Below are 21,488 nucleotides of genomic sequence, written 5' to 3' on the forward strand. Positions count from 1 at the left end.
GCGTCATGGGTAGTGACAGCGCGCCGATCTACGACGACAAAGCGCATGTACGCGGCGAACTTGACCTTTCGGGAGCGAACTGGGAGCGCGCGGCGATGCCGGGCGACGACCCCGATGGGGAGTTCGTGGAGTTCGCGTTCGTCGGGCACACGGACGGCGTCACCTACACGGCGATGCGCAACTCGAAGCACCCGGACGGCACCGTGCTGGTGTTCACACCCACCGAATGGGACGCCTTCCTGAAGGGCGCGCGAGCAGGGGAGTTCGACGGGCCCAGTTAGCAGGTCATCACGGGTCCCGGCATCTGGGAGGCGTGTTCCATCTCGCAGTTCAAGCTGTGACTGAATCGCTCACGAGGGCGTGGCCACAGGCTTTACACTCTCGAAACGTCCGGGCACGAAGAAGTGACCGCTGACCGTCCTGGCCTTCCTGTAGCGAACTTGGAGCCGTTGCCGTGACTGCAACAACCGGTCGACCCGTCGTCCTGATCGCGGAGAAACTCGCACCGTCCGTGCTCGACGTGTTCGGCGAGGAGGTCGAGGTCCGCCACGTGGACGGGACGGACCGGTCCGCGCTGCTGTCCGAGGTCGCGAACGCCGACGCGCTGCTGGTCCGGTCGGCGACCCAGGTGAACGCCGAGGTCCTGCAGGCCACCGCCCGGCTCAAGGTCGTCGCCCGTGCGGGTGTCGGCCTGGACAACGTCGAGGTGCCGGCCGCGACCGAACGCGGTGTGCTCGTGGTCAACGCGCCCACGTCGAACATCGTGTCGGCGGCCGAGCACGCGGTGGCGTTGCTGCTGGCCGTCGCGCGCCGGGTGCCCGCGGCCAACCAGAGCCTGCAGGGCGGTGAGTGGAAGCGCAGTTCCTACTCGGGCGTCGAGATCAACGGCAAGACCGTTGGTGTGGTGGGCCTTGGCAAGATCGGCCAGCTGTTCGCCGCGCGGCTGCAGGCGTTCGGCACCGACATCATCGCCTACGACCCGTACGTGTCCGCCGTGCACGCCGCCCAGCTGGGCATCGAGCTGGTCGAGCTGGACGAGCTGCTGGCCCGCGCCGACATCATCTCGGTGCACCTGCCCAAGACGCCGGAGACCAAGGGCCTGATCAACGCCGAGCGGCTGGCGCGCACCAAGAAGGGCGTCATCATCATCAACGCCGCCCGCGGTGGCCTGATCGACGAGGCCGCGCTGGCCGACGCGATCAAGAGCGGCCAGGTCGGCGGCGCGGGCATCGACGTGTTCGTCACCGAGCCCACCACCGAGAGCCCGCTGTTCGGCCTGCCGAACGTGGTCGTCACCCCGCACCTGGGTGCTTCGACCGCCGAGGCGCAGGACCGCGCCGGGACGGACGTCGCCAAGTCGGTGCTGCTCGCGCTGCGCGGCGATTTCGTACCCGATGGGGTGAACGTGGACGGTGGCGTGGTCGGCGAGGTCGTCCAGCCGTGGCTGCCGCTCACCCAGAAGCTCGGCCTCGTGCTTTCCGCGCTGGGCAACGGCACCCCGGTCTCGGTCACCGTCGAGGTGCGCGGCGAACTGTCCAATGAGGACGTCTCGATCCTGCAGCTGGCCGCGCTGCGCGGCGCGTTCCACGGCCTGGTCGAGTCGCAGGTGACGTTCGTGAACGCGCCTCGGCTGGCCCAGGAGCTGGGTGTCGAGGTCGCCCTGGTCAAGGAGCCGGAGAGCGCCGCGCACCGCAGCCTGGTCACGTTGCGCGCGGTCTACGCCGACGGCGAGAGCCTGGACGTGTCGGGCACGGTGTCCAGCGTCTCCCGGGTGGAGAAGCTGGTCGGCATCAACGGCCGCAGCTTCGACCTGCGCGCCGAGGGCAGCCTGCTGGTGCTGGAGTACCCGGAGCGCCCGGGCGTGATGGGCACCGTCGGAACGCTGCTGGGCGAGGCCGGGATCAACGTCGAGGCGGCGCAGATCTCCCAGTCGACCACCGGCAACGAGGCCTACATGCTGCTGCGCGTCGACCGCCAGGTGGACAAGTCGGTGCTCGACTCGATCGGCCTGAGCGTCGGCGCCCACCACGTCCGCTCGGTCGACTTCTAAAGCAACCCGGCCCACCGCGAACCCCCGTGTCCCACACTCGTCGCCCCCGTGTCCCACATTCACCGACCCCGAAATCTCCGCTGAGTGGGGATTTCAGGGTCGGTGAATGTGGGACACGGGGGCGGTGAACGTGGGACATGCGCACTAGATCGGGTATGTACCCCCGTTTGGGCTAGGCGGCTCACCCGTTTCGCCGATATGTTGCTTTCCGGTGTCGATTGGACGCGGAGAGTGAGGCGGGGCAGTGGGATCCAGACGGCGTCCGGTCGCCGCGGTGCTGGGGTTCGCCCTGGTCGCGAGCATGGCCAGCGCGGGAACGGCGATCAGCGCGCCGACGACCTACCCGCTCGCCCGAAGCGTGCCCACCACGCTGGAACTTCCCCCGTCGACGGCCGACAAGGTGTCACCGCGGGTCGCCGGACATGGCCCGGTCACCGCGTTCGTCGAGTTCGACCACCGCGCCGGGATCGACGCGTACAACGAGGCCCGCAGCGCGCAAGCCGCGAAGTCCACGGTCCAGGAGATCGACGCCCTCGCCGAACGGCTGAGCGGCGCCCTGCGCGCCCGCGACGACAGCGCCCGCATGCTCTACCGCACCGCGAATGCCGTCGCGGGCATGGCTGTTGTCGGTGACGCGGCCGCGATCCGTGATCTCGCTGCCCGGCCGGAGGTCCTGTCGGTCAGCCCGATCGTGCCCAAGACCAGGACCAACGCCAGCGCCGTACAGGTCACCAAGACCCTCAACGCCTGGCAGCAGACCGGGAAGCTCGGCGACCACATCCGGATCGGCGTGATCGACGACGGCATCGACTACACGCACGCGGACTTCGGCGGCCCGGGCACGGCACAGGCATACGACGCCATCGACCGGACCAAAGTGGACCCATCGTTCTTCCCGACCGCCAAGGTGATCGGCGGAACGGACCTGTCCGGCGACAACTACGACTCGTCCGGCTCCCTGGGTCCGAAGACACCCACACCCGACCCGAACCCGTTGGCCTGCGGGGAACACGGCACGCACGTCGCCGGAACCGCCGCAGGCTACGGAGTCAACGCCGACGGGACCGCGTTCCAGGGCGACTACACCAAACTCACCGCACAGTCCTTGATGGACATGCGGATCGGCCCGGGAACCGCGCCCAGGGCCTCGCTGTACGCGATCAAGGTGTTCGGCTGCATGGGTTCCACCGCGCTGACCCCGCAGGCGATGGACTGGACCCTCGACCCGGACGGCAACGGCGACTACGCCGACCGCCTCGACGTGGTGAACATGTCGCTGGGCAGCGACTTCGGCGCACCGGACGACCCGGACAGCGTGTTCGTCCGGAAACTGGCCCGCAACAACGTTCTCCCGGTGATCTCCGGCGGGAACGGCGGCGACGTCTACGACATCGGCGGCGCGCCCGGGTCCACCCCGGAGGCGCTCACCGTTGCCAGCACTCGCGACCCGTTCGTCCTGCGGGACGCGGCCGACGTGACGGCCCCGGCGGACGTGGCCGGTTCGGTGGGTGGCCAGTACAGCCAGGCGTTCACCGGTTACGACAAGCTGGACCTGACCAAGCCGGTCGTGCCGATGTCCGACTCGTCCAACAAGGACGGTTGCCGGAAGTTCGCCGACCAGGACAAGGCCGCCGTGGCGGGCAAGTTCGTCTGGCTGGACTGGGACGACGAGGACGCCACCCGGCGGTGCGGGTCGGCGATCCGGGCGAACAACGCGAAACAGGCCGGTGCGGCGGGTGCGTTGCTGCCGTCCGGCACCGACCAGTTCGCCGCGGGCATCGCGGGCATCGACAGCCTGCCGATGTTCCAGTTCACCGCCACCGCAACGAAACCGCTGCTGACCGCGTTGTCGGCCGGCACGCTCCAAGTCCGGCTGGCGGGGGCGAAGCGCGCCAGCCTGAAGACCTTCTCGCCGGAGATCGCCGACACCCCAAGCGTGTTCACCTCACGAGGCGTGCGAGGCCCTGCGGTGAAGCCGGATGTGGCCGCGCCCGGCGACACGATCTCGTCGGCGTTGCGGGGCAGTGGCAACCAGGTGCTCGTGATCAGCGGTACCTCGATGGCCGCGCCGCACGTCACCGGGATTGCCGCGCTGGTCCGGCAGGCGCATCCGGACTGGACGGTCGAAGAGGTCAAAGCGGATATCATGAACACCGCCGACGGTGATGTCCACACTGGACCGAACGGTATCGAGCTCGCGCCCCAGCGGGTCGGTGCCGGCCGGGTGGATGCGCAGTCCGCAGTGGACAATCAGGTGCTGGCGATGTCGATGGACCTGCCCGGCGCGGTCGGGGTCTCGTTCGGCACGGTCGAGGCCGCCTCGCGCACCTCGCTCACCCGCACGGTCAAGGTCGTGAACAAGGGTTCGCGCACGGCGGAGTTCGCCGTTTCCTACCAGGACATCACGAAGATGCCAGGTGTTCGCTTCGAGGTCACCCGCGGGCCGGTCCGGGTCGGCCCGCGCAGTGCCGTCCCGGTCTCGGTGACGCTGCGCATCGACGACCCGGCCGCGCTGCGCAAGACCATCGACCCGACCGTCGCGCCCATCCAGAACGACCTGGCGCGGCAGTTCGTCGCGGACGCGTCCGGGCGGCTCGTGCTGACCCCGAGCACCGGCAGCGCGCTGCGGCTGCCGGTGTACGCGGCGCCGAAACCCGTCGCGCGGATCAGCACCGAGGACAACGTCAAGTTCGACAGCCGCGACGAGGGCCTGTTGCCGTTGCGTGGCAAGGGAATCGACCAGGGCGAGGGTACGCAGGCGTACCGCTCGCTGATCAGCGTGCTCGAGCTGCAGTCGGTCTCCCCGCAGCTGCCCGCGTGCCGCCGGAACCTGACAAAAGGTTGCACTGTCAACGATTCCGCCAAGGGTGGCGATCTTCGGTACGTTGGAGTGGCGTCCACCGCCCCATACGCGATCGAACACGGCACGCCGGACAAGGCGCTCATCGCGTTCGGCATCGCCACCTGGGGCAACTGGTACAACCTGGGCAGCAACCTGATTCCCTACGTGGACATGGACACCAACGGCGACGGGACGGCAGACTTCGAGTCGCTGGTGACCAAGCTCACCGGGACCGACGTGTGGGTGGTGAACACAGTGGACCTGGCCAAGCCGGGCAACCCCACGGTGTCGCGCACCCCGCTCAACGGCCTGCTCGGTGACATCGACACCAACGTGTTCGACACGAACGTCGCCGTGCTGCCGGTGCCGCTCAAGGCCATCGGCGTGGACGTGACCAAGCCCTCCGCGCGGATCACGTACTCCGTGGGGATGGCCGGGTTCTACACCGCGCCCGGCGACGACAGCGGCCTGGTCGACAGCGTCGGCCCGGTGTCGTTCGACCCGCTCAAGCCCGGCCTGCGCGCCACCGGCAACGGCGAGGACGCCCTCGTCTTCAGCGCCAGGCCCGGCACCGCCCTGTCCATCAGGCGAGACCGGAAGTCACTGGCCGCCGACGAACCCGCTGGGATATTGGTGTTGAATCACCACAATGCCACTGGCAATCGTGCCTCAGTGGTGCGGATTCCCGGTCCTTGAGATGTCCGTACACCGAACGGGGGACCCCGCAAGTGTGGTCGAGGTACGGATGATCGGGTGGGTGCGGGTAGCCTTCCCTGAACTGTGTGGCCCGATGTCAGGGCCTGTATCCACGGAGGTGTGTTCATGCGGCTCGCGGTGATCCCCGGTGACGGGATCGGGCCGGAAGTGATCGCTGAGGCCCTCAAGGTCCTCAACGAGGTCGTGCCTTCCGCTGAGATCACGCGCTATGACCTCGGCGCCGCCCGGTGGCACGCGACCGGGGAGTTGCTGCCCGAGTCGGTGCTGGGCGAGCTCAGGGACCACGACGCCATCCTGCTCGGCGCGGTCGGTGATCCTTCCGTTCCCAGCGGGATCCTGGAGCGCGGGCTGCTGCTGCGGCTGCGGTTCGAGCTCGACCACCACGTCAACCTGCGCCCGGCGCGGCTCTACCCGGGCGTGCGCAGCCCGCTGGCCGACCCCGGCGACATCGACATGGTCGTCGTGCGTGAGGGCACCGAAGGTCTGTACGCCGGCAACGGCGGCCTGCTGCGCAAGGACACCCCGCACGAGATCGCGACCGAGGTCAGCGTGAACACGTCGTTCGGCGTGGAGCGCGTGGTCCGGGACGCGTTCGCGCGTGCGTCGGCCCGTCCGCGCAAGCACCTGACCCTCGTGCACAAGACGAACGTGCTGACCCACGCGGGTTCGCTGTGGTCGCGCGTGGTCGAAGAGGTCTCCCTGCAGCACCCCGACGTGACCGTCGCGTACCAGCACGTGGACGCCACCACCATCCACATGGTGACCGACCCCAGCCGGTTCGACGTGATCGTCACGGACAACCTGTTCGGTGACATCCTCACGGACCTCGCGGCCGCGGTGACCGGTGGCATCGGCCTGGCCGCGAGCGGGAACCTGGACATCACCCGCCGCAACCCCAGCATGTTCGAGCCGGTGCACGGCAGCGCGCCGGACATCGCGGGCCAGGGCATCGCCGACCCGACCGCCGCCGTGCTGTCGGTGGCGCTGCTGCTCGACCACCTCGGCGAGCGTGAGGCCGCGCGCCGGATCGAGGCCTCCGTGGCGTTCGACCTCGCGACCCGCGACCACTCCTCACCCGGCGGCACCTACGCCATCGGCGACCGCCTGGCCGCCCTGGTGTCGTCGAACACCTCGCGCACCACCGCGTAGTTCCGCTTCGCTGCAAAGGCCGTCCCCTTCGTGGGGGCGGCCTTCTGCGTTTCTCAAGGCGTGGGAACACCCGACCGGGTGTTGGTACGGCGGGTGGGGCTGTGGCAGGATGCCGAACGTGACCGCGTATGCCGTGATCATTATCGACCAGCGCGCTGGGTAGTTCGAAGTCCTCGAACCCGGCGCGCCGACCTCTCGCATCCTGCGGGAGGTTTTTTGTTTTTCCGGTTTCGCTCACCCCACCACCAGGAGAACCCCGTGACCCGCACGACCCCGGCCGGCACCCCGCTCGGCGACGACTTCCACGTGTACGACACGACGTTGCGCGACGGGGCCCAGCGCGAGGGCATCACGTACTCCGTCGCCGACAAGCTCGCGGTCGCCCGGCATCTGGACGACCTGGGCGTGGGGTTCATCGAGGGGGGCTGGCCGGGCGCGCTGCCGAAGGACACCGAGTTCTTCGACCTGGCGGCCAAGGGGGAGCTGGAGCTCAGGCACGCGGCGCTGGTCGCGTTCGGGGCCACCCGCAAGGCCGGTCTGGTCGCGGCGGACGACCCGCAGGTGCGGGCGTTGCTGGACTCCCAGGCGCCGGTGGTCACGCTGGTCGCCAAGTCCGACCGGCGGCACATCGAGCTGGCGCTGCGCACCGATGTGGACGAGGCGTGCGCCATGGTCCGGGACACGGTCGAGTTCCTGACCGGTGAGGGGCGCCGCGTTTTCGTCGACGCCGAGCACTTCTTCGACGGCTTCGCGTTCGACCCGGACACCGCGCTGCGGGTGCTCACCGCGGCGGGGGAGGGCGGCGCGGATGTCGTCGTGCTGTGCGACACCAATGGTGGCCAGTTGCCGTTGCAGCTGGCCGAGACCGTCGGCGAGGTGGTGCGCAGGACCGGCCTGCGGGTCGGGATCCACTGCCAGGACGACACTTCGTGCGCCGTCGCGAACTCCGTCGCGGCGGTCCAGGCGGGCGCCAGCCATGTGCAGTGCACCGCCAACGGTTACGGCGAGCGGGCCGGCAACGCCGACCTGTTCGCCGTTGTCGGGAACCTGGTGACCAAGCTCGGCATGGAGGTCCTCCCCACCGGGAAGACCGCCGAGCTCACCCGGGTCTCCCATGCCCTTGCCGAGATCGCCAACATCGCACCCAACACCCACCAGGCCTACGTTGGGTCGTCGGCATTCGCCCACAAGGCGGGGCTGCACGCGAGCGCGATCAAGGTCGACCCGGAGCTGTACAACCACATCGATCCGGTCGTCGTCGGCAACGACATGCGGGTGCTGGTCACCGAGATGGCCGGCCGGGCCAGCCTGGAGCTCAAGGGACGTGAGCTCGGGGTTGACCTGGCCGCTCAGCCGGAGGCGTTGAGCAGCGCGGTGCGCAAGGTGAAGGACCTCGAGGCGCGCGGCTGGTCGTTCGAGGCCGCGGACGCCTCGCTGGAACTCCTGCTGCGCAGCGAAGTCGCCTCGGCCGAACAGTCCGTTGTGGACGCACCCCCGTTCGTGCTGGAGTCCTACCGGGTGATCATCGACCACCACGTCGAGGGCACGGTGGTGGCCGAGGCCACGGTCAAAGTGCACGTAGCGGGCGAACGCGTCATCGCCACCGCGGAGGGCAACGGCCCGGTCCACGCCCTGGACGCGGCGCTGCGCAAGGCCCTGCTGCCCCACCTGTCCTGGTTGGACGAGGTCGAACTGGCCGACTACAAGGTCCGCATCCTGATGGACCACCCCGGAACCGACGCGGTCACACGGGTTCTCGTCCAGTCCACCGACGGCAGCCGCGAATGGACCACCGTCGGCGTGCACGGCAACATCGTCGAGGCCAGCTGGCTCGCCCTCTGCGACGCCCTCGTCCACAAAGCCATGCGCCTCGGCCTCCCCGTCGCCTAGACCGCCGTGCTGGGCCCGGGTTCCGGGCCCAGCGCACAGCACAGTGCGCGTGGCCGGGCGGGTGTCCTAGGGTTGGGGTGTGCGTATTGCTCGTATTGCTCACTCTGAGGGGTTCGCCTACGCCGCGCTGGGTGAGGCGGACGGTCAGGAAGTCGCGCTGGAGATCGCCGAGCAGCCGTTCGTGAAGCCGAGCTTCTCGGGGCGGCGCTGGCCACTGGCGGATGTCCGGCTGCTGGCGCCGGTGCTGCCCACCAAGGTGGTGTGCATCGGTAAGAACTACGCCGACCACGCCCGTGAGATGGGTGGCGAGCCACCGGCCGACCCGGTGATCTTCATCAAGCCGTCGACGTCCGTGATCGGCCCGAACGCCCCGATCAAGCTGCCCGCCGACTCGTCCAGAGTGGACTTCGAGGGCGAGCTGGCCGTGGTGATCGGCCAGCCCTGCAAGGACGTTCCGGCCGAGAAGGCCGCGTCGGTGATCTTCGGCTACACCGTCGGCAACGACGTGACCGCCCGCGACCAGCAGAAGGCCGACGGCCAGTGGACGCGTGGCAAGAGCCACGACACGTTCTGCCCGCTCGGCCCGTGGGTGGAGACCCAGCTGAAGGCCGAGGACCTCGCGATCCGCACCGAGCTGGACGGCGAGGTCAAACAGGACTCGCGGACCTCCCTGCTGCTGCACGACGTCCCCAAGATCATCGAGTGGGTCACCCGCGTGATGACGCTGCTCCCCGGCGACGTCATCCTCACCGGAACCCCCGCGGGCGTCGGCCCGATGACCGCGGGCCAGTCCGTGTCGGTGACCGTCGAGGGAATCGGCACCCTCACCAACCCCGTCGCCGCCAGATAGCCACGCCAAGCCTCGTGAGTGTTTTCGGTCGTTCTCACGGCCGGACACACTCACGAGGGCTGAGCTGGGGTTCTACTGTGGACGGCGGGCGAAAGTGGGGGCGTGCTCGGGCCGGAACCCGATCGCGACGATGTACGCCGGAACCGCCCGCAGCGGCGGGAAGAGCCTGGTCAGCAACAGCGGCGCGGTGGGGTAGCTGACCCGTTCGCCGGACAGCACCGGCTTGAACACCTTGCTGTGCAGGAACCGTTGCAGGCCCTGGGTTATCACCATCGGCAGCCACCGGCGCCTGCGCACCTTGTCCAGATCGGCCGGCGTCACCCGGCGCTCCAGCAACGGCTTGGCCAGCAAAGTCGCCGCCGCCACCGCGTCCTGCACCGCGAGGTTGATCCCCACGCCACCGATGGGTGACATCGCGTGGGCCGCGTCCCCGATGCACAGCAGGCCGTCGGTGTGCCACTGGTGCAACCGGTCCAGCTTCACGTCGAGCACCTTGACGTCGTCCATCGTCGTCAGGGTGGTCATCCGGTCGGCCAGCTCCGGGTTGATCCGGATGATCCGCTCCCGGAACCGCTCCAGGCCCTCGGCGCGCAGCTCCGCGTCGAAGCCTTTCCTGGCCAGGTAAGCACACTGCCAGAACTCGCCGCGGTTGATCTGCAGCAACAGCTCGCCCGCGTTGAAGTTCAGCCGCAGGCCGCCGGTCTCGGCCTCCTCGGTCTCGTGCCGCGGCACCCGGAACCACCACGCGTCCAGCGGCACCGGGAACTCCTCCGGGCGCAGGCCCGCTTCCCGGCGTAGCAAGGACGAACGCCCGTCGCACGCGACCACGAGGTCCGAGTACAGCGAGCCTTCCCCGTCCGGGTCCTCATAGGTGACGCCGACGACTTTGCCGCCGTCCCGGATCACGCCGGTGACCTCGGTGTTCATCCGCAACGTGTACGCGGGCTCCTGTTTGCCCGCATCCGCCAGCAGGTCAAGGAAATCCCACTGCGGGACCATCGCGATGTAGTTGTACGGCGCGCGAAGCCGGCTCACGTCGCCCAGCACCATCAGGCCGTTCGGCCCGGGAACGCCGACCTGCTGCAGTTTGCTCTGCGGCAGGTCGCGGAACTGCTTGCCCAGCCCCAGTTCGTCGATCAGCCGGACGGTGGACGCGTGCACCGTGTCACCGCGGAAGTCGCGCAGGAAGTCGCCGTGCTTCTCCAGCACCGTCACCTCGACGCCGGCCCTGGCCAGCAACAACCCCAGAACCATCCCGGCTGGCCCGCCCCCGGCAACGACGCACGTTGTGCGCTGCATGATCGAACCCTCCTCCAAGTTCAACGCCTGTTGAATAACTCTAGAGTCCTCTCCCAGGAGTGCCCCGTCAAGGCTCTGTCACCCGGTCAGCCTCATCGGTGCCATGAACACGAGTCCGCCGCCGCGTGACTTGAGTCCATTCCGGACTGTGCGCACCGGACACCGGCCACGCAAAGCGTTCGCACCAGTGCTGGAGAAGTCGATGAGCAGCCCGGCTGCGAGCACACCCTCACCCGCGTGAGGCGAGCCCGTAACGCTTGAGGGCCACCGACGCGATACAGGCAGTTTGACCGTCATTCGACGATCAACGGCTTAACCGTGTCAGTGACCCAACAATCACCTCGTTAGCCGAATCGGAAACCAGGGGAACGCGCCTATCGTCCTTGGATGGCATCAGCGCTGACGTTGCGGTCGGATCTTCCCGGATCCGTGGCGAATCCACCGGAAATCAAGGCCGTCTGCCTGGACGTCGACGACACCTTGGTCGATTTCACCAGATCCGCAAGAGCCGCATTATTCGCGCTGATCGGCCGGGACGACATGTGGCCCGCATGGCAGCGGGTCACCGACGAGTTCGTCGCCCGCGCCGTTGCCGGTGAACTGGATCCGCAGACGATGCGTGAGCACCGCACCAAGGCATTTTTCGCCGAACAGCTGGGGATCCAGTTGGACGACGGTACGGTGGCCGTCCTGGAGGCCAGGCGGCTGGCCCAGATGTGCCACAGCTGGCGGCTGTTCCCCGACGCGCTGCGCTGCCTCGACTGGCTGCGCGCGGCCGGCCTCAAAGTCGCCGCTGTGACCAACGCCTCGGGCCCCCAGCAACACACCAAGATCGCCGCCATGGGCCTCACCCGCTACTTCGACGTGGTCGTCATCGCGGGCGAAGTCGGTGTGGCCAAACCCGATCCGCGCATCTTCCACGCCGCCTGCCAGCGACTTCAGGTCCAGCCACACCAAGCCGTGCACATCGGCGACCGCCTCGACCTCGACGCCGTGGGAGCACGTGACGCAGGTCTCCACGCCATCTGGCTCAACCGCGACCCGGCCTTCCACGTGGCCCCACCCGCGCGCGTGCACACCATCACCGACCTCGACGACCTGCCTGAACTGCTGGTCTGGGAGTACGCGGGGGTACCGGCCCCCCGACGGTGACCCCGGTTTTTAACCACGTGGCCACATGGTCTACTATCTCTCTCGTTGGCGGTACAGACCTGAGTCAGTGACGCCAGTGGGGTATGGTGTAATTGGCAGCACGACTGATTCTGGTTCAGTTAGTCTAGGTTCGAGTCCTGGTACCCCAGCGAGAGAGTCCAAAGCGCATGTGCTAGGATTCCCTCAACGAAAAACTGAAAACAAAGTTCTTGGCCCCGTCGTCTAGCGGCCTAGGACGCCGCCCTCTCAAGGCGGTAGCGCGGGTTCAAATCCCGTCGGGGCTACGCGGAATTGGCGGACTCTGGTCGGTGCTTCGCACCTTCCCCAGGGTCCGCTTCGCATTATTTTGGGGGGCCGAGCCCCCCATACCCCCCACGTGCGGCTGCGCCGCCTTGCTTTCCGCTGGGGTTTTCTTTTGGAAACAAAGGGGTTCGCTGCGGCTGCTGATTGCGCCCTTAAGTGTTGGTTAAAGGCAAAGTTGGCGGTACGAGGCTCTGGCTGGTCGGTGCTTGCCGTCGGGTGGTCCTGGTAGGAGCGTTCTCGTCGCTAGTACTGCCTCCCGGCCATCAGTTCCGGTAGGTGCCTTCACTCCGCCGTTGGTGCTAGCGAGCATGGACACCGGTCAGTTCCGGGAGGCGCCGGCAGTTGGCGTCTGTTTTGGCGAGCGCTGGCACGCGGCCGTCGGTCTTGGTAAGCACCGCTGCTCGGCTGTCTGTTGTGGGGCGGCATCGGCACTTGGGCGTCTGTTCTGGGAGCGTCGCCGCTTGGCCTTCAGTCCGGGTAGCACCGGTGGTCTGCCGTCAGTTCTGGCGGGTGCTGCCTGTCGGCCGTCAGTTCCGGTGAGCGTCGCCGCTTGGCCGTTGATCCCGGTTGGCGTCGGCGCTTGGCCGTCAGTGCGGCATGTACTGCGACTCGGCGATCTGTCGGGGTATGCGTCGGCGCTCCGCTGTCACTTCTGGTGGGTGCTGCCTGTCGGCCGTCAGTTCCGGTGAGCATTGCCGGTCGGCTGTTGGTCCCGGTGAGCGTCGGCGCTCTGCTGTCAGTTCCGACGAGTACTGCCACTCGGTCAGCAGTTCCGGTAAGCATCCGGATTCCGCTGTCTGTTCTGGCAAGCGTCGCCTCTCGGCCGTCTGTTCCGGCGCACACCGCTACTCGGCCGTCAGCCCCTGCGAGCGTCGGCGCTTCGCTGTCTGTTTGGCAAGTGTCGTCGCTGGGCTGTCAGTTCGGGGATGTACCGCTGCTTGGTCGTCAGTCTGGGTGAGCGTTGGCGTTTCGCTGTCTGTTTGGCAAGCGTTGCCTCTCGGCCGTCTGTCCCGGCACACATCGCCGCTCGGCCATCAGTCCGGGCAAGCGTTGGCGCTCCGCTGTCAGTTCTGGCGAGCACTGCCGCTCGGCCGTCAGCCTTGGTAAGCACTGCCACTCCGCCCTCTGATGTGGCAAGTCTCGCTGCTTGGCTGTCAGTTCGGGCATATACCGCTGCTTGGTCATCAGTCTGGGCGAGCGTCGGTGCTCGACCGTCAGGTCTGGCGAGTGTCGGTGGTTCGCCGTCAGTTCTGGCAGGCAGCGCCGCTCGGCCATCAGTCCGGTGAGCACTGTCAGTCGGGCGTCAGCCTTGGTGCTTCGCTGTGGGTCCGGCAGTGGCGGTGTCTGGGTTCTCCGGGTTTGCCGCCAACTCACCCCGGGTGTCGTCCCGCTCAGACGCGAGGGGGTGCTCGTGACCTTGGCATGACAACGTCCCCCGCCCGGGGGTGGGGGACGTTGGGGCCTTTGTGGACTTGTCTAATGTGGTCAGAGGCGGTTGTGGAGGGCGTCCGCGGCCGCTAGGAGGTCCGCTGCCCAGCGGCTTCCGGGGCGGCGGCCCATGCGGTCGATCGGGCCGCTTACCGACACAGCAGCCACAACGTTCCCTGCGCCATCACGCACCGGTGCTGAAACACTGGCCACACCAGGCTCACGCTCCGCCACGCTTTGCGCCCACCCGCGCCGGCGCACCTCCAGCAGTGCCCGCTCACCGAACACCGCGTCGTTCAGCAACGCCCGCTGAGTACCCGCATCCGCCCAGGCGGCAAGCACTTTCGCGCCCGATCCCGCGGTCATCGGCAGCCGCGCGCCGACCGGGACGGTGTCGCGCAGGCCACTCGGCGGTTCTGCCGCGCAGACACAGATCCTGTGCATCCCGTCACGGCGGTAGAGCTGAACGCTCTCCCCGGTGATGTCCCGCAACCGGGGCAGGACGGCGTTCGCCGCGTCCAGCAACGGATCCGTCGCACCGCCCGCCAGCTCCGCGAGTGCGGCGCCGGGACGCCACCGCCCGTCGGATCCACGGCGCAGCAACCGATGTACCTCCAGGCCGACCGCGAGGCGATGCGCGGTCGCCCGCGGCAGCCCCGTTTTCGTGCAGAGCTCCGCGAGGCCGCACGGTTCCTTGGCCACTGCCTGCAGCACGGCCATTGCCTTGTCGAGAACACCGATTCCGCTATGCTGTCCCACACAACGATACTAACTTCCCGATATCTGAGATGTCCAGTATCTGGGAACAAGCACTGGAACACAACCACCACAACCGGAAGGCGGAGGAGCGATGGGCCACACGCTCGCCGAGAAAGTGTGGAACGCACATGTAGTGCGTCCGGGCAACGGAGACGAGCCGGACCTCCTCTACATCGACCTGCACCTGGTGCACGAAGTCACCAGCCCGCAGGCGTTCGACGGACTTCGCCAGGCAGGCCGCCCGGTACGCCGGACCGATCTGACCGTGGCGACGGAGGATCACAACGTCCCCACCACCGACATCGAGCTGCCGATCGCGGATCCGGTGTCCCGCACGCAGGTTGAGACCCTGCGCAAGAACTGTGCCGAGTTCGGGGTGCCGATTTACCAGATGGGCCACGACGAACAGGGCATCGTGCACGTCATCGGCCCGCAGCTCGGACTGACCCAGCCCGGCATGACCGTCGTCTGCGGCGACAGCCACACCTCCACCCATGGCGCGTTCGGCGCGATGGCGTTCGGCATCGGCACGTCCGAGGTCGAGCACGTGCTGGCCACCCAGACGCTTCCGTTGAAGCCTTTCAAGACCATGGCGATCAACGTGTCCGGCTCGCTGCGCCCCGGCGTCACGGCCAAGGACATCATCCTCGCGGTCATCGCGAAGATCGGCACCGGCGGCGGCCAGGGCTACGTCCTGGAGTACCGCGGCAGCGCGATCGAGGAGCTGTCGATGGAAGCGCGGATGACCATCTGCAACATGTCCATCGAAGCCGGCGCCCGCGCCGGGCTCATCGCACCCGACGAGACCACGTTCGCGTACCTCAAGGGGCGCAAGCACGCCCCACAGGGCGCGGACTGGGATGCCGCTGTGGCAGCGTGGCGCGAGCTGCGCACCGACGCGGACGCCACCTTCGACCGTGAAGTGGACCTGGACGCCGATACGCTGACACCGTTCGTCACGTGGGGCACGAACCCCGGCCAGGGCCTGCCGTTGTCGGAGACCGTGCCGGACCCGGAGCGGATCGCCGACGAGAACGAGCGGACCGCCGCGGAGAAGGCCCTGTCCTACATGGACCTCCAGCCGGGCACCCGGCTGCGCGACATCGCCGTGGACACCGTTTTCCTCGGTTCATGCACCAACGGCCGCATCGAGGACCTGCGTGCCGCCGCGGACGTGCTGCGTGGGCACAAAGTCGCCAAAGGTGTACGGATGCTCGTGGTCCCCGGTTCGATGCGCGTCCGCCAGGCGGCCGAGTCCGAGGGGCTGGACAAGGTCTTCACCGAGGCAGGCGCCGAATGGCGGTCCGCGGGCTGCTCTATGTGCCTTGGCATGAACCCGGACCAGCTCAAGCCGGGCGAGCGCAGCGCGTCGACATCCAACCGCAACTTCGAGGGCCGGCAGGGCAAGGGCGGGCGCACGCACCTCGTTTCCCCGCTCGTCGCAGCCGCTACCGCCGTTCGCGGCACCCTCTCTTCACCCGAAGACCTGCTCGCAGGGCCGAGCACCAGCACCGAAGACCTGCTCGCAGGGTCGAGCACCAGCACCGAAGACCTCGTCTGAAAGGCCTGGAACAGCCATGGAGCCGTTCACCACGCACACTGGAGTGGGTGTGCCGCTGCGCCGGTCCAACGTGGACACGGACCAGATCATCCCCGCCGTCTACCTGAAGCGGGTATCCAAGACCGGTTTCGAGGACGGGTTGTTCGCAGCCTGGCGTACCGACGAGCACTTCGTGCTCAACCAGGAGCCCTACCGGGCCGGCAGCGTCCTGGTCGCCGGACCGGACTTCGGCACCGGGTCCTCGCGGGAGCACGCCGTCTGGGCGCTGGCCAACTACGGCTTCCGGGCGGTCATCTCGTCCCGGTTCGCCGACATCTTCCGGGGCAACGCGGGCAAACAGGGACTGCTTGCGGCACAGTGCGAGCAGCACGACGTGGAGCAGCTGTGGAAGCTGCTGGAGGCCGAGCCGGGCACGGAAGTGACCGTCGACCTGCGGGAAAGGCTTGTCACAGCGAAGGAGTTCACCGCCCCGTTCCACATCGACGACTACACCCGTTGGCGCCTCTTGGAAGGCTTGGACGACATCGCGCTGACCCTCCGACACGCCGAGGCGATCGACTCGTTCGAGGCGGGCAGGCCGGTCTGGAAGCCCGTCACAACCCTTGCCTGACGGGGGTAATCAGGGGCCAAATGTCACCCCGATGGGCGGATCACAAACCTCTTAAGGAAAAATATGGCGTGGCGCGTGGTGGTCGCGCGCTTTTCGGCATATTGTGGCGAGAAGTCGGCCAGAAGGCCGTAACCGTCATGTGGTCACAATGGAGGACAGAAGGGTGAACAAAGCCCAGCTCATCGAGGCGCTCACGGAACGCCTGGGCGACAAGAAGACCGCAGGCGCTGCGGTCGACGGTCTCGTCGACGTGATCGTCCGCACGGTCAACAAGGGCGAGAAGGTCAACATCACCGGCTTCGGCGTGTTCGAGAAGCGTGCCCGCGCGGCCCGCACCGCTCGCAACCCGCGCACCGGTGAGACCGTGAAGGTCAAGAAGACCAACGTGCCCGCTTTCCGCCCTGGCACTGGCTTCAAGGACGTTGTGAGCGGCGCGAAGAAGCTGCCCAAGGTTGCCGCTGCCAAGCCGGCCACCGCCCGCAGTGCCGCCGGCACCAGCACGCGTGCCGCCGCCACTCGCAGCACCGCGTCCACCCGGACGCGTTCGACCGCGACCGCCGCCAAGAAGACGGCCGCCGCGAAGCCCGCTGCCGCGAAGACGGCTGCCGCCAAGCCGGCCGCCGCCAAGACGACGACCCGTCGTGCCACCAAGACGGCCGCCAAGGCGACCGCCGCGAAGAAGACGTCGGCCGCGTCTTCCCGCAAGCCGGCTGCCAAGAAGGCGGCCAAGTAGTTCGACACCATGCTGTGAAGCCCACCTGGGGACGCCTAGGTGGGCTTTACTGTGCCCGCAGCGGGTTTGATCGCTACCAACAGGCAGCTTGCAGGTTCCTGCAACCGCTACATGTTGTGGTCGCGCACCCGTCCGGGGTGCGCCGGTTGTGGTTGGGGCATCGGTGATCGAGCGGTTCACCTGACATATCCCCGGGTTCGCCCGCCCGGTGCCCATTCGCGGGCACAGCACGGTATTCCGGGCTCACCGCCGGAGGGGTCCGCGGCAACCGTGATCAGAACGGTGTGTTGTTGGCCCCTGGAAGGGTCTCTGCGGCCCGAAGAGCCGGTTCTGGTGATCTCCCACGCACTTCGCGACGCTCAGGGCTTGGGCAGCGGACTGGGGTAGTAGTCCGCCGCCACCAGCTTCGGTCCAGGATGGACGAACGTCAGCAGCCAGAAGCTGCCCTTCTTCGACTGGACTTTGGCCAGGTCAAGGCCCGATTCCTTGGCATACCCGGAGATCAGCCCGGGGATGACGCCGCCCTGGCTGCACACCGCGGCCACACCCTCGCCCGCTGCCGCGATCTCGCCCAGCCTGCGGTGCGCGGCCACCGGATCCGACGGGTACTCACGTTCGCTCAGCAACGGCTCCTGAACGACCGTCCTACCGAGATCCGCGGCGAGTCCGGCCAAAGTATCCACGCACCGCGTCAATGGCGCCGCGTGGAGCCGCTCGGCCCCGAACAAGGGCAACAGCGAACGCAGGGCCTCGGCCTGCCAGTGGCCCGTTGCCGACAGCGGCCGCAATGCGTCCGGGCCGGTCCACAACTCCCGTTTGCCCGCCTTGGCATGCCGCACGAGCAGCACGGACGTCGTTTGCACTGGTAGCCGGGTGAACTCGGCGAGCACCGCGCGATCCTGTGGATGACTCAGCATTTCGCTGGCTTCGTCAACTGTCAGCCAGCGCAGCTCGTCCACTTCGTCGTTCGGCCGGAAAGCGCCGCCGGTGGCCCGCGCCGCGAAGTAGTCGACCTGTTTCTCCACGTCGCCAACCGAATACCGAACAGTGTTCAGACGACGGCCCAGAACCACCCGCAGGCCGGTCTCCTCGGCCACCTCACGGACCGCTGCCTGGGCAATGGTTTCGCCCCGGTCAAGTTTTCCCTTGGGCAGCGACCAGTCGTCATAGCGGGGCCGGTGCACCACTGCGAGTGCCCCGGCCCGCCAGACGACGGCGCCGGCCGCCGCGATACGCCTGGAAGTCAACGCTCAGCCTTGCGCTCCATGCAGATGAATCATTTCCCGTTGGTGGTCGCGGACCTTCTCGATCTCGGTCGGTGAGGGCTTCCACTCGCCGTCCGGGTGCAGCACCCAGCAGCGCGTGGCCGGGTCGAGCGCCGAGTCGAACATCGCGTCCAACTGCTTGACCAGCCGCGGATTGCGCACCGGCACCTGCACCTCCACGCGGCGGTCGAGGTTGCGGTGCATCATGTCCGCGCTGCCGATCCAGCGCTCGTCCGACCCGACGAAGTGGAACACCCGCGAGTGTTCCAGGAACCGGCCGAGGATGCTGCGCACCGAGATGTTCTCGCTCAGGCCGCCGATCCCCGGCTTGATCGCGCAGATTCCCCGTACCACCACGTCAACCGGCACACCGGCCTGTGAGGCGCGATAGAGCGCGTCTATCACCTGCTCGTCCACCAACGAGTTCACCTTGAACCGGATGCCCGCTTCGCGGCCCTCGCGGGCGTGCTCGACCTCACGCTCTATGCGTTCGATGATGCCTCGCCGGATCCCGTGCGGTGCCACCAGGAGGCTGCGATACGTGTCCTGGCGGGCGTACCCGGTCAGCACGTTGAACAGCTCGGTGAGGTCCGCGCCGATCGACGGTTCGGCGGTGAGCAGGCCGATGTCCTCGTACAGCCGCGCGGTCTTCGGGTTGTAGTTGCCGGTCCCGATGTGGCAGTAGCGCCGGATCGTGGATCCCTCCTGGCGCACCACGAGCGAGGTCTTGCAGTGCGTCTTGAGCCCGACCAGGCCGTAGACCACGTGCACACCCGCCTTTTCCAAGGCCCTGGCCCACTTGATGTTGGCCTGCTCGTCGAACCGCGCCTTCAGCTCGACCAGCGCCACCACCTGCTTGCCCGCCTCGGCCGCGTCGATCAGGGCGTCCACAATGGGCGAATCACCCGATGTCCGGTAGAGGGTCTGTTTGATCGCCAGCACATGCGGGTCGCTCGCCGCCTGCTCGATGAAACGCTGCACGCTCGTGGAGAACGAGTCGTAGGGGTGGTGCACCAGCACGTCACCCTCGCGCAACGTGGCGAACACGCTCTTGGGCGTCTCGTGCTCGGCGAACGCCGGATGCGTCGCCGGGACGAACGGCGCGTCCTTGAGATCCTTGCGGTCCACCGCGTGCAGCTGCCACAGGCACGACAAGTCCAGCAGCCCGTTGATGACCACGACGTCGTTCGGCGCCACCTCGAGCTCGCGCAGCAGCAGCTCCTGCATGTGCTCGCTCATGTCGCTGGCGATCTCCAGGCGCACCGGCGGGCCGAACCGGCGCTGCGCCAGCTCGCGTTCCAGTGCCAGCAACAGGTCCTCGTCGCGGTCCTCCTCGACCTCCAGGTCGGCGTTGCGGGTCACCCGGAACTCGTGCACCTCGGTGACCTCCATCCCGGTGAACAGCTCACCGAGGTGCGCCGCGATCAGGTCCTCCAGCGGCAGGAAGGTGGCGCTCCATTCGTCCCCATTGGACTGGACGTTGAGCAGCCTCGGCACGTTGTCGGGCACCTTCACGCGGGCGAACCGCTCGGTGCCGCCCTCCGGGTCGCGAACCGTGACCGCCAGGTTCATCGACAGCCCGGAGATGTAGGGGAACGGGTGCGCCGGGTCCACCGCGAGCGGGGTGAGGACGGGGAAGACCTGCTCGGTGAAGTACTGGTGCAGCCGCTGTTTGTCGGCTTCGTCGAGCTCGCCCCAGCGCACGATCCGGATGCCGCGCTGGGCGAGTTCGGGGCGTACCCGCTGCTCGAACGCGGCCGAGTGCTGTTCCACCAGCTCCTGGTTGCGTTTGGCGATGTACGCCAGTTGTTCGCGCGGGCTCAACCCGTCGGCCGACCGGACCGAGAGCCCGGTCTCCCGCCTTCTCTTCAGGCCGGCCACCCGGACCATGTAGAACTCGTCCAGGTTCGACGCGAAGATCGCCAGGAACTTCGCGCGTTCCAGCAGTGGCTGCGACTCGTCCTCGGCCAGGGCGAGCACCCGGGCGTTGAAGTCCAACCAGGACAGTTCGCGGTTGATGTACCGGTCGTCGGGCAGACCGGTCTCGGTCGTCTCGTTGGTGACGGCGGGTGGAGCCGACGGAACCGTTCGCTCCGGCCGGTTCGCGGGCGGTGGCGGGGAAGGGGCGGGCTGGTCGGTGGGGCCGTTCGTGCTGTCCGTGCTCACAGCAAGCCATTGTCCAGGACTTATCAGCAGAATGCGCGTCCGTGGCCGGACAAGGTCGTCAACACTCGATCGGCCCACACGCGACCGCGCCCAGTAGCGCCGAAGTGCGCAGGCCGAGACCGAGATCACGGGCGAACCGGAGATCTTGTGGCGTATCGACGTCACAGCGCAGCGAGGGCCAACTGTCCGTGAGCGCCGCCGCACCGGACAACGCGTGGGCGAGCGCAGAGCCCTTGCCGAACCGGGGGTCCAGCGGACCGCCCGGCGTGGACAGCAGCAGCGTGGTGCCGGTTGTCTGGCGGTCGGCGACAAAAGCCCGCCTGCCGTCGGCGGACTTGAGCGCCGCGGCCAGCTCGTCCGCCCGCAGCGCCGGCAGATCGGCCTGCAATGCGCCGATCCGCCCAGCCGGATCCGCTTCCCGCAGCACGGCCGCACCCCGCCGGTAGGCCGCGTTCAGCCCGGGCACCGGGCCTTCCGGCACGCTCTCGAACCCGTTGGCGGCCAGCGTGGCCGCGACCTGCGGGTCGGAACTGACCACCAGCACACGGCGAACGCCGTCGGCGTTCGCGGCGGCCGTGACCGTGTCAAGCAACACGGCGAGAACCAGCCGTGCGTGGTCGTCCGGCGCGACCGCGCCACGCAGCCGCGACTTGGCGTCGGCCAGCGCCTTCACCGGGACGACGAGATCTGTCTGCACCACCCAATACTGCCTGA

General features: G+C 68.0%; 15 protein-coding genes and 2 tRNA genes. 12 read left to right on the plus strand and 5 right to left on the minus strand.

Annotated elements, in window-relative coordinates; genetic code table 11:
* Nucleotides 1–5: 5 nt before the first annotated feature.
* From AB0J95_RS39450 to AB0J95_RS39475, 6 genes are all read left to right on the plus strand, one after another.
* Nucleotides 6–281 (plus strand): DUF397 domain-containing protein, encoded by a 276-nt coding sequence (locus tag AB0J95_RS39450; protein WP_364769926.1) that lies wholly within the window; start codon nt 6–8, stop codon nt 279–281.
* A gap of 173 nt (nt 282–454) precedes the next feature.
* The gene (gene serA / locus AB0J95_RS39455; RefSeq protein WP_364769928.1) at nt 455–2,050 is read left to right on the plus strand and encodes a phosphoglycerate dehydrogenase; all 1,596 of its coding nucleotides are present in this window, start codon (nt 455–457) and stop codon (nt 2,048–2,050) included.
* Nucleotides 2,051–2,351: 301 nt separating this feature from the next.
* Complete coding sequence (locus tag AB0J95_RS39460; protein ID WP_364770202.1) at nt 2,352–5,588, plus strand: S8 family serine peptidase; 3,237 nt, start codon at nt 2,352–2,354, stop codon at nt 5,586–5,588.
* A gap of 126 nt (nt 5,589–5,714) precedes the next feature.
* Nucleotides 5,715–6,758 (plus strand): 3-isopropylmalate dehydrogenase, encoded by a 1,044-nt coding sequence (locus AB0J95_RS39465; protein WP_364769930.1) that lies wholly within the window; start codon nt 5,715–5,717, stop codon nt 6,756–6,758.
* Between the two features lie 258 nt (nt 6,759–7,016).
* A complete protein-coding gene (gene cimA / locus AB0J95_RS39470) occupies nt 7,017–8,648 on the plus strand; it encodes a citramalate synthase (protein WP_364769932.1) in 1,632 nt (543 codons plus the stop codon).
* A 79-nt stretch (nt 8,649–8,727) separates the two neighbouring features.
* The gene (locus tag AB0J95_RS39475) at nt 8,728–9,498 is read left to right on the plus strand and encodes a fumarylacetoacetate hydrolase family protein (RefSeq protein WP_364769934.1); all 771 of its coding nucleotides are present in this window, start codon (nt 8,728–8,730) and stop codon (nt 9,496–9,498) included.
* A 72-nt stretch (nt 9,499–9,570) separates the two neighbouring features.
* Here the strand turns inward: AB0J95_RS39475 and AB0J95_RS39480 are convergent, their stop codons facing one another.
* Nucleotides 9,571–10,797 (minus strand): FAD-dependent oxidoreductase, encoded by a 1,227-nt coding sequence (locus AB0J95_RS39480; protein WP_364769936.1) that lies wholly within the window; start codon nt 10,795–10,797, stop codon nt 9,571–9,573.
* 387 nt (nt 10,798–11,184) lie between these two features.
* On the opposite strand from AB0J95_RS39480, the gene AB0J95_RS39485 reads away from it, so the two are divergent.
* The 3 genes from AB0J95_RS39485 to AB0J95_RS39495 all read left to right on the plus strand — a co-directional run bounded on the left by AB0J95_RS39485 (nt 11,185) and on the right by AB0J95_RS39495 (nt 12,233).
* The gene (locus AB0J95_RS39485; RefSeq protein WP_364769938.1) at nt 11,185–11,949 is read left to right on the plus strand and encodes an HAD family hydrolase; all 765 of its coding nucleotides are present in this window, start codon (nt 11,185–11,187) and stop codon (nt 11,947–11,949) included.
* Nucleotides 11,950–12,026: 77 nt separating this feature from the next.
* Nucleotides 12,027–12,098 (plus strand) — tRNA-Gln (locus AB0J95_RS39490).
* Nucleotides 12,099–12,160: 62 nt separating this feature from the next.
* Nucleotides 12,161–12,233: transfer RNA gene (locus tag AB0J95_RS39495), tRNA-Glu, on the plus strand.
* 1,504 nt (nt 12,234–13,737) lie between these two features.
* On the opposite strand, the gene AB0J95_RS39500 is transcribed toward AB0J95_RS39495, so the two are convergent.
* A complete protein-coding gene (locus AB0J95_RS39500; protein ID WP_364769940.1) occupies nt 13,738–14,439 on the minus strand; it encodes an IclR family transcriptional regulator in 702 nt (233 codons plus the stop codon).
* A gap of 91 nt (nt 14,440–14,530) precedes the next feature.
* On the opposite strand from AB0J95_RS39500, the gene leuC reads away from it, so the two are divergent.
* The 3 genes from leuC to AB0J95_RS39515 all read left to right on the plus strand — a co-directional run bounded on the left by leuC (nt 14,531) and on the right by AB0J95_RS39515 (nt 17,343).
* Entirely contained in the window at nt 14,531–16,000 is a 1,470-nt protein-coding gene (leuC, locus tag AB0J95_RS39505; protein ID WP_364769942.1) for a 3-isopropylmalate dehydratase large subunit, read from the plus strand.
* Between the two features lie 16 nt (nt 16,001–16,016).
* Nucleotides 16,017–16,610, plus strand: a complete 594-nt coding sequence (leuD, locus tag AB0J95_RS39510; protein WP_364769944.1) for a 3-isopropylmalate dehydratase small subunit — start codon at nt 16,017–16,019, stop codon at nt 16,608–16,610.
* Between the two features lie 163 nt (nt 16,611–16,773).
* Nucleotides 16,774–17,343, plus strand: a complete 570-nt coding sequence (locus AB0J95_RS39515; protein ID WP_364769946.1) for an HU family DNA-binding protein — start codon at nt 16,774–16,776, stop codon at nt 17,341–17,343.
* A gap of 359 nt (nt 17,344–17,702) precedes the next feature.
* Here the strand turns inward: AB0J95_RS39515 and AB0J95_RS39520 are convergent, their stop codons facing one another.
* From AB0J95_RS39520 to cofC, 3 genes are read right to left on the minus strand one after another with little or no spacing between them, the layout of a single operon-like run.
* The gene (locus AB0J95_RS39520; protein WP_364769948.1) at nt 17,703–18,590 is read right to left on the minus strand and encodes an NUDIX hydrolase; all 888 of its coding nucleotides are present in this window, start codon (nt 18,588–18,590) and stop codon (nt 17,703–17,705) included.
* Nucleotides 18,591–18,593: 3 nt separating this feature from the next.
* A complete protein-coding gene (locus AB0J95_RS39525; protein WP_364769950.1) occupies nt 18,594–20,774 on the minus strand; it encodes an RNA degradosome polyphosphate kinase in 2,181 nt (726 codons plus the stop codon).
* Between the two features lie 58 nt (nt 20,775–20,832).
* Complete coding sequence (cofC, locus tag AB0J95_RS39530) at nt 20,833–21,471, minus strand: 2-phospho-L-lactate guanylyltransferase (protein WP_364769952.1); 639 nt, start codon at nt 21,469–21,471, stop codon at nt 20,833–20,835.
* Nucleotides 21,472–21,488: the final 17 nt, after the last annotated feature.

It is taken from the genome of Actinocrispum sp. NPDC049592 (assembly GCF_040675465.1).
Taxonomy (GTDB): domain Bacteria; phylum Actinomycetota; class Actinomycetes; order Mycobacteriales; family Pseudonocardiaceae; genus Kibdelosporangium.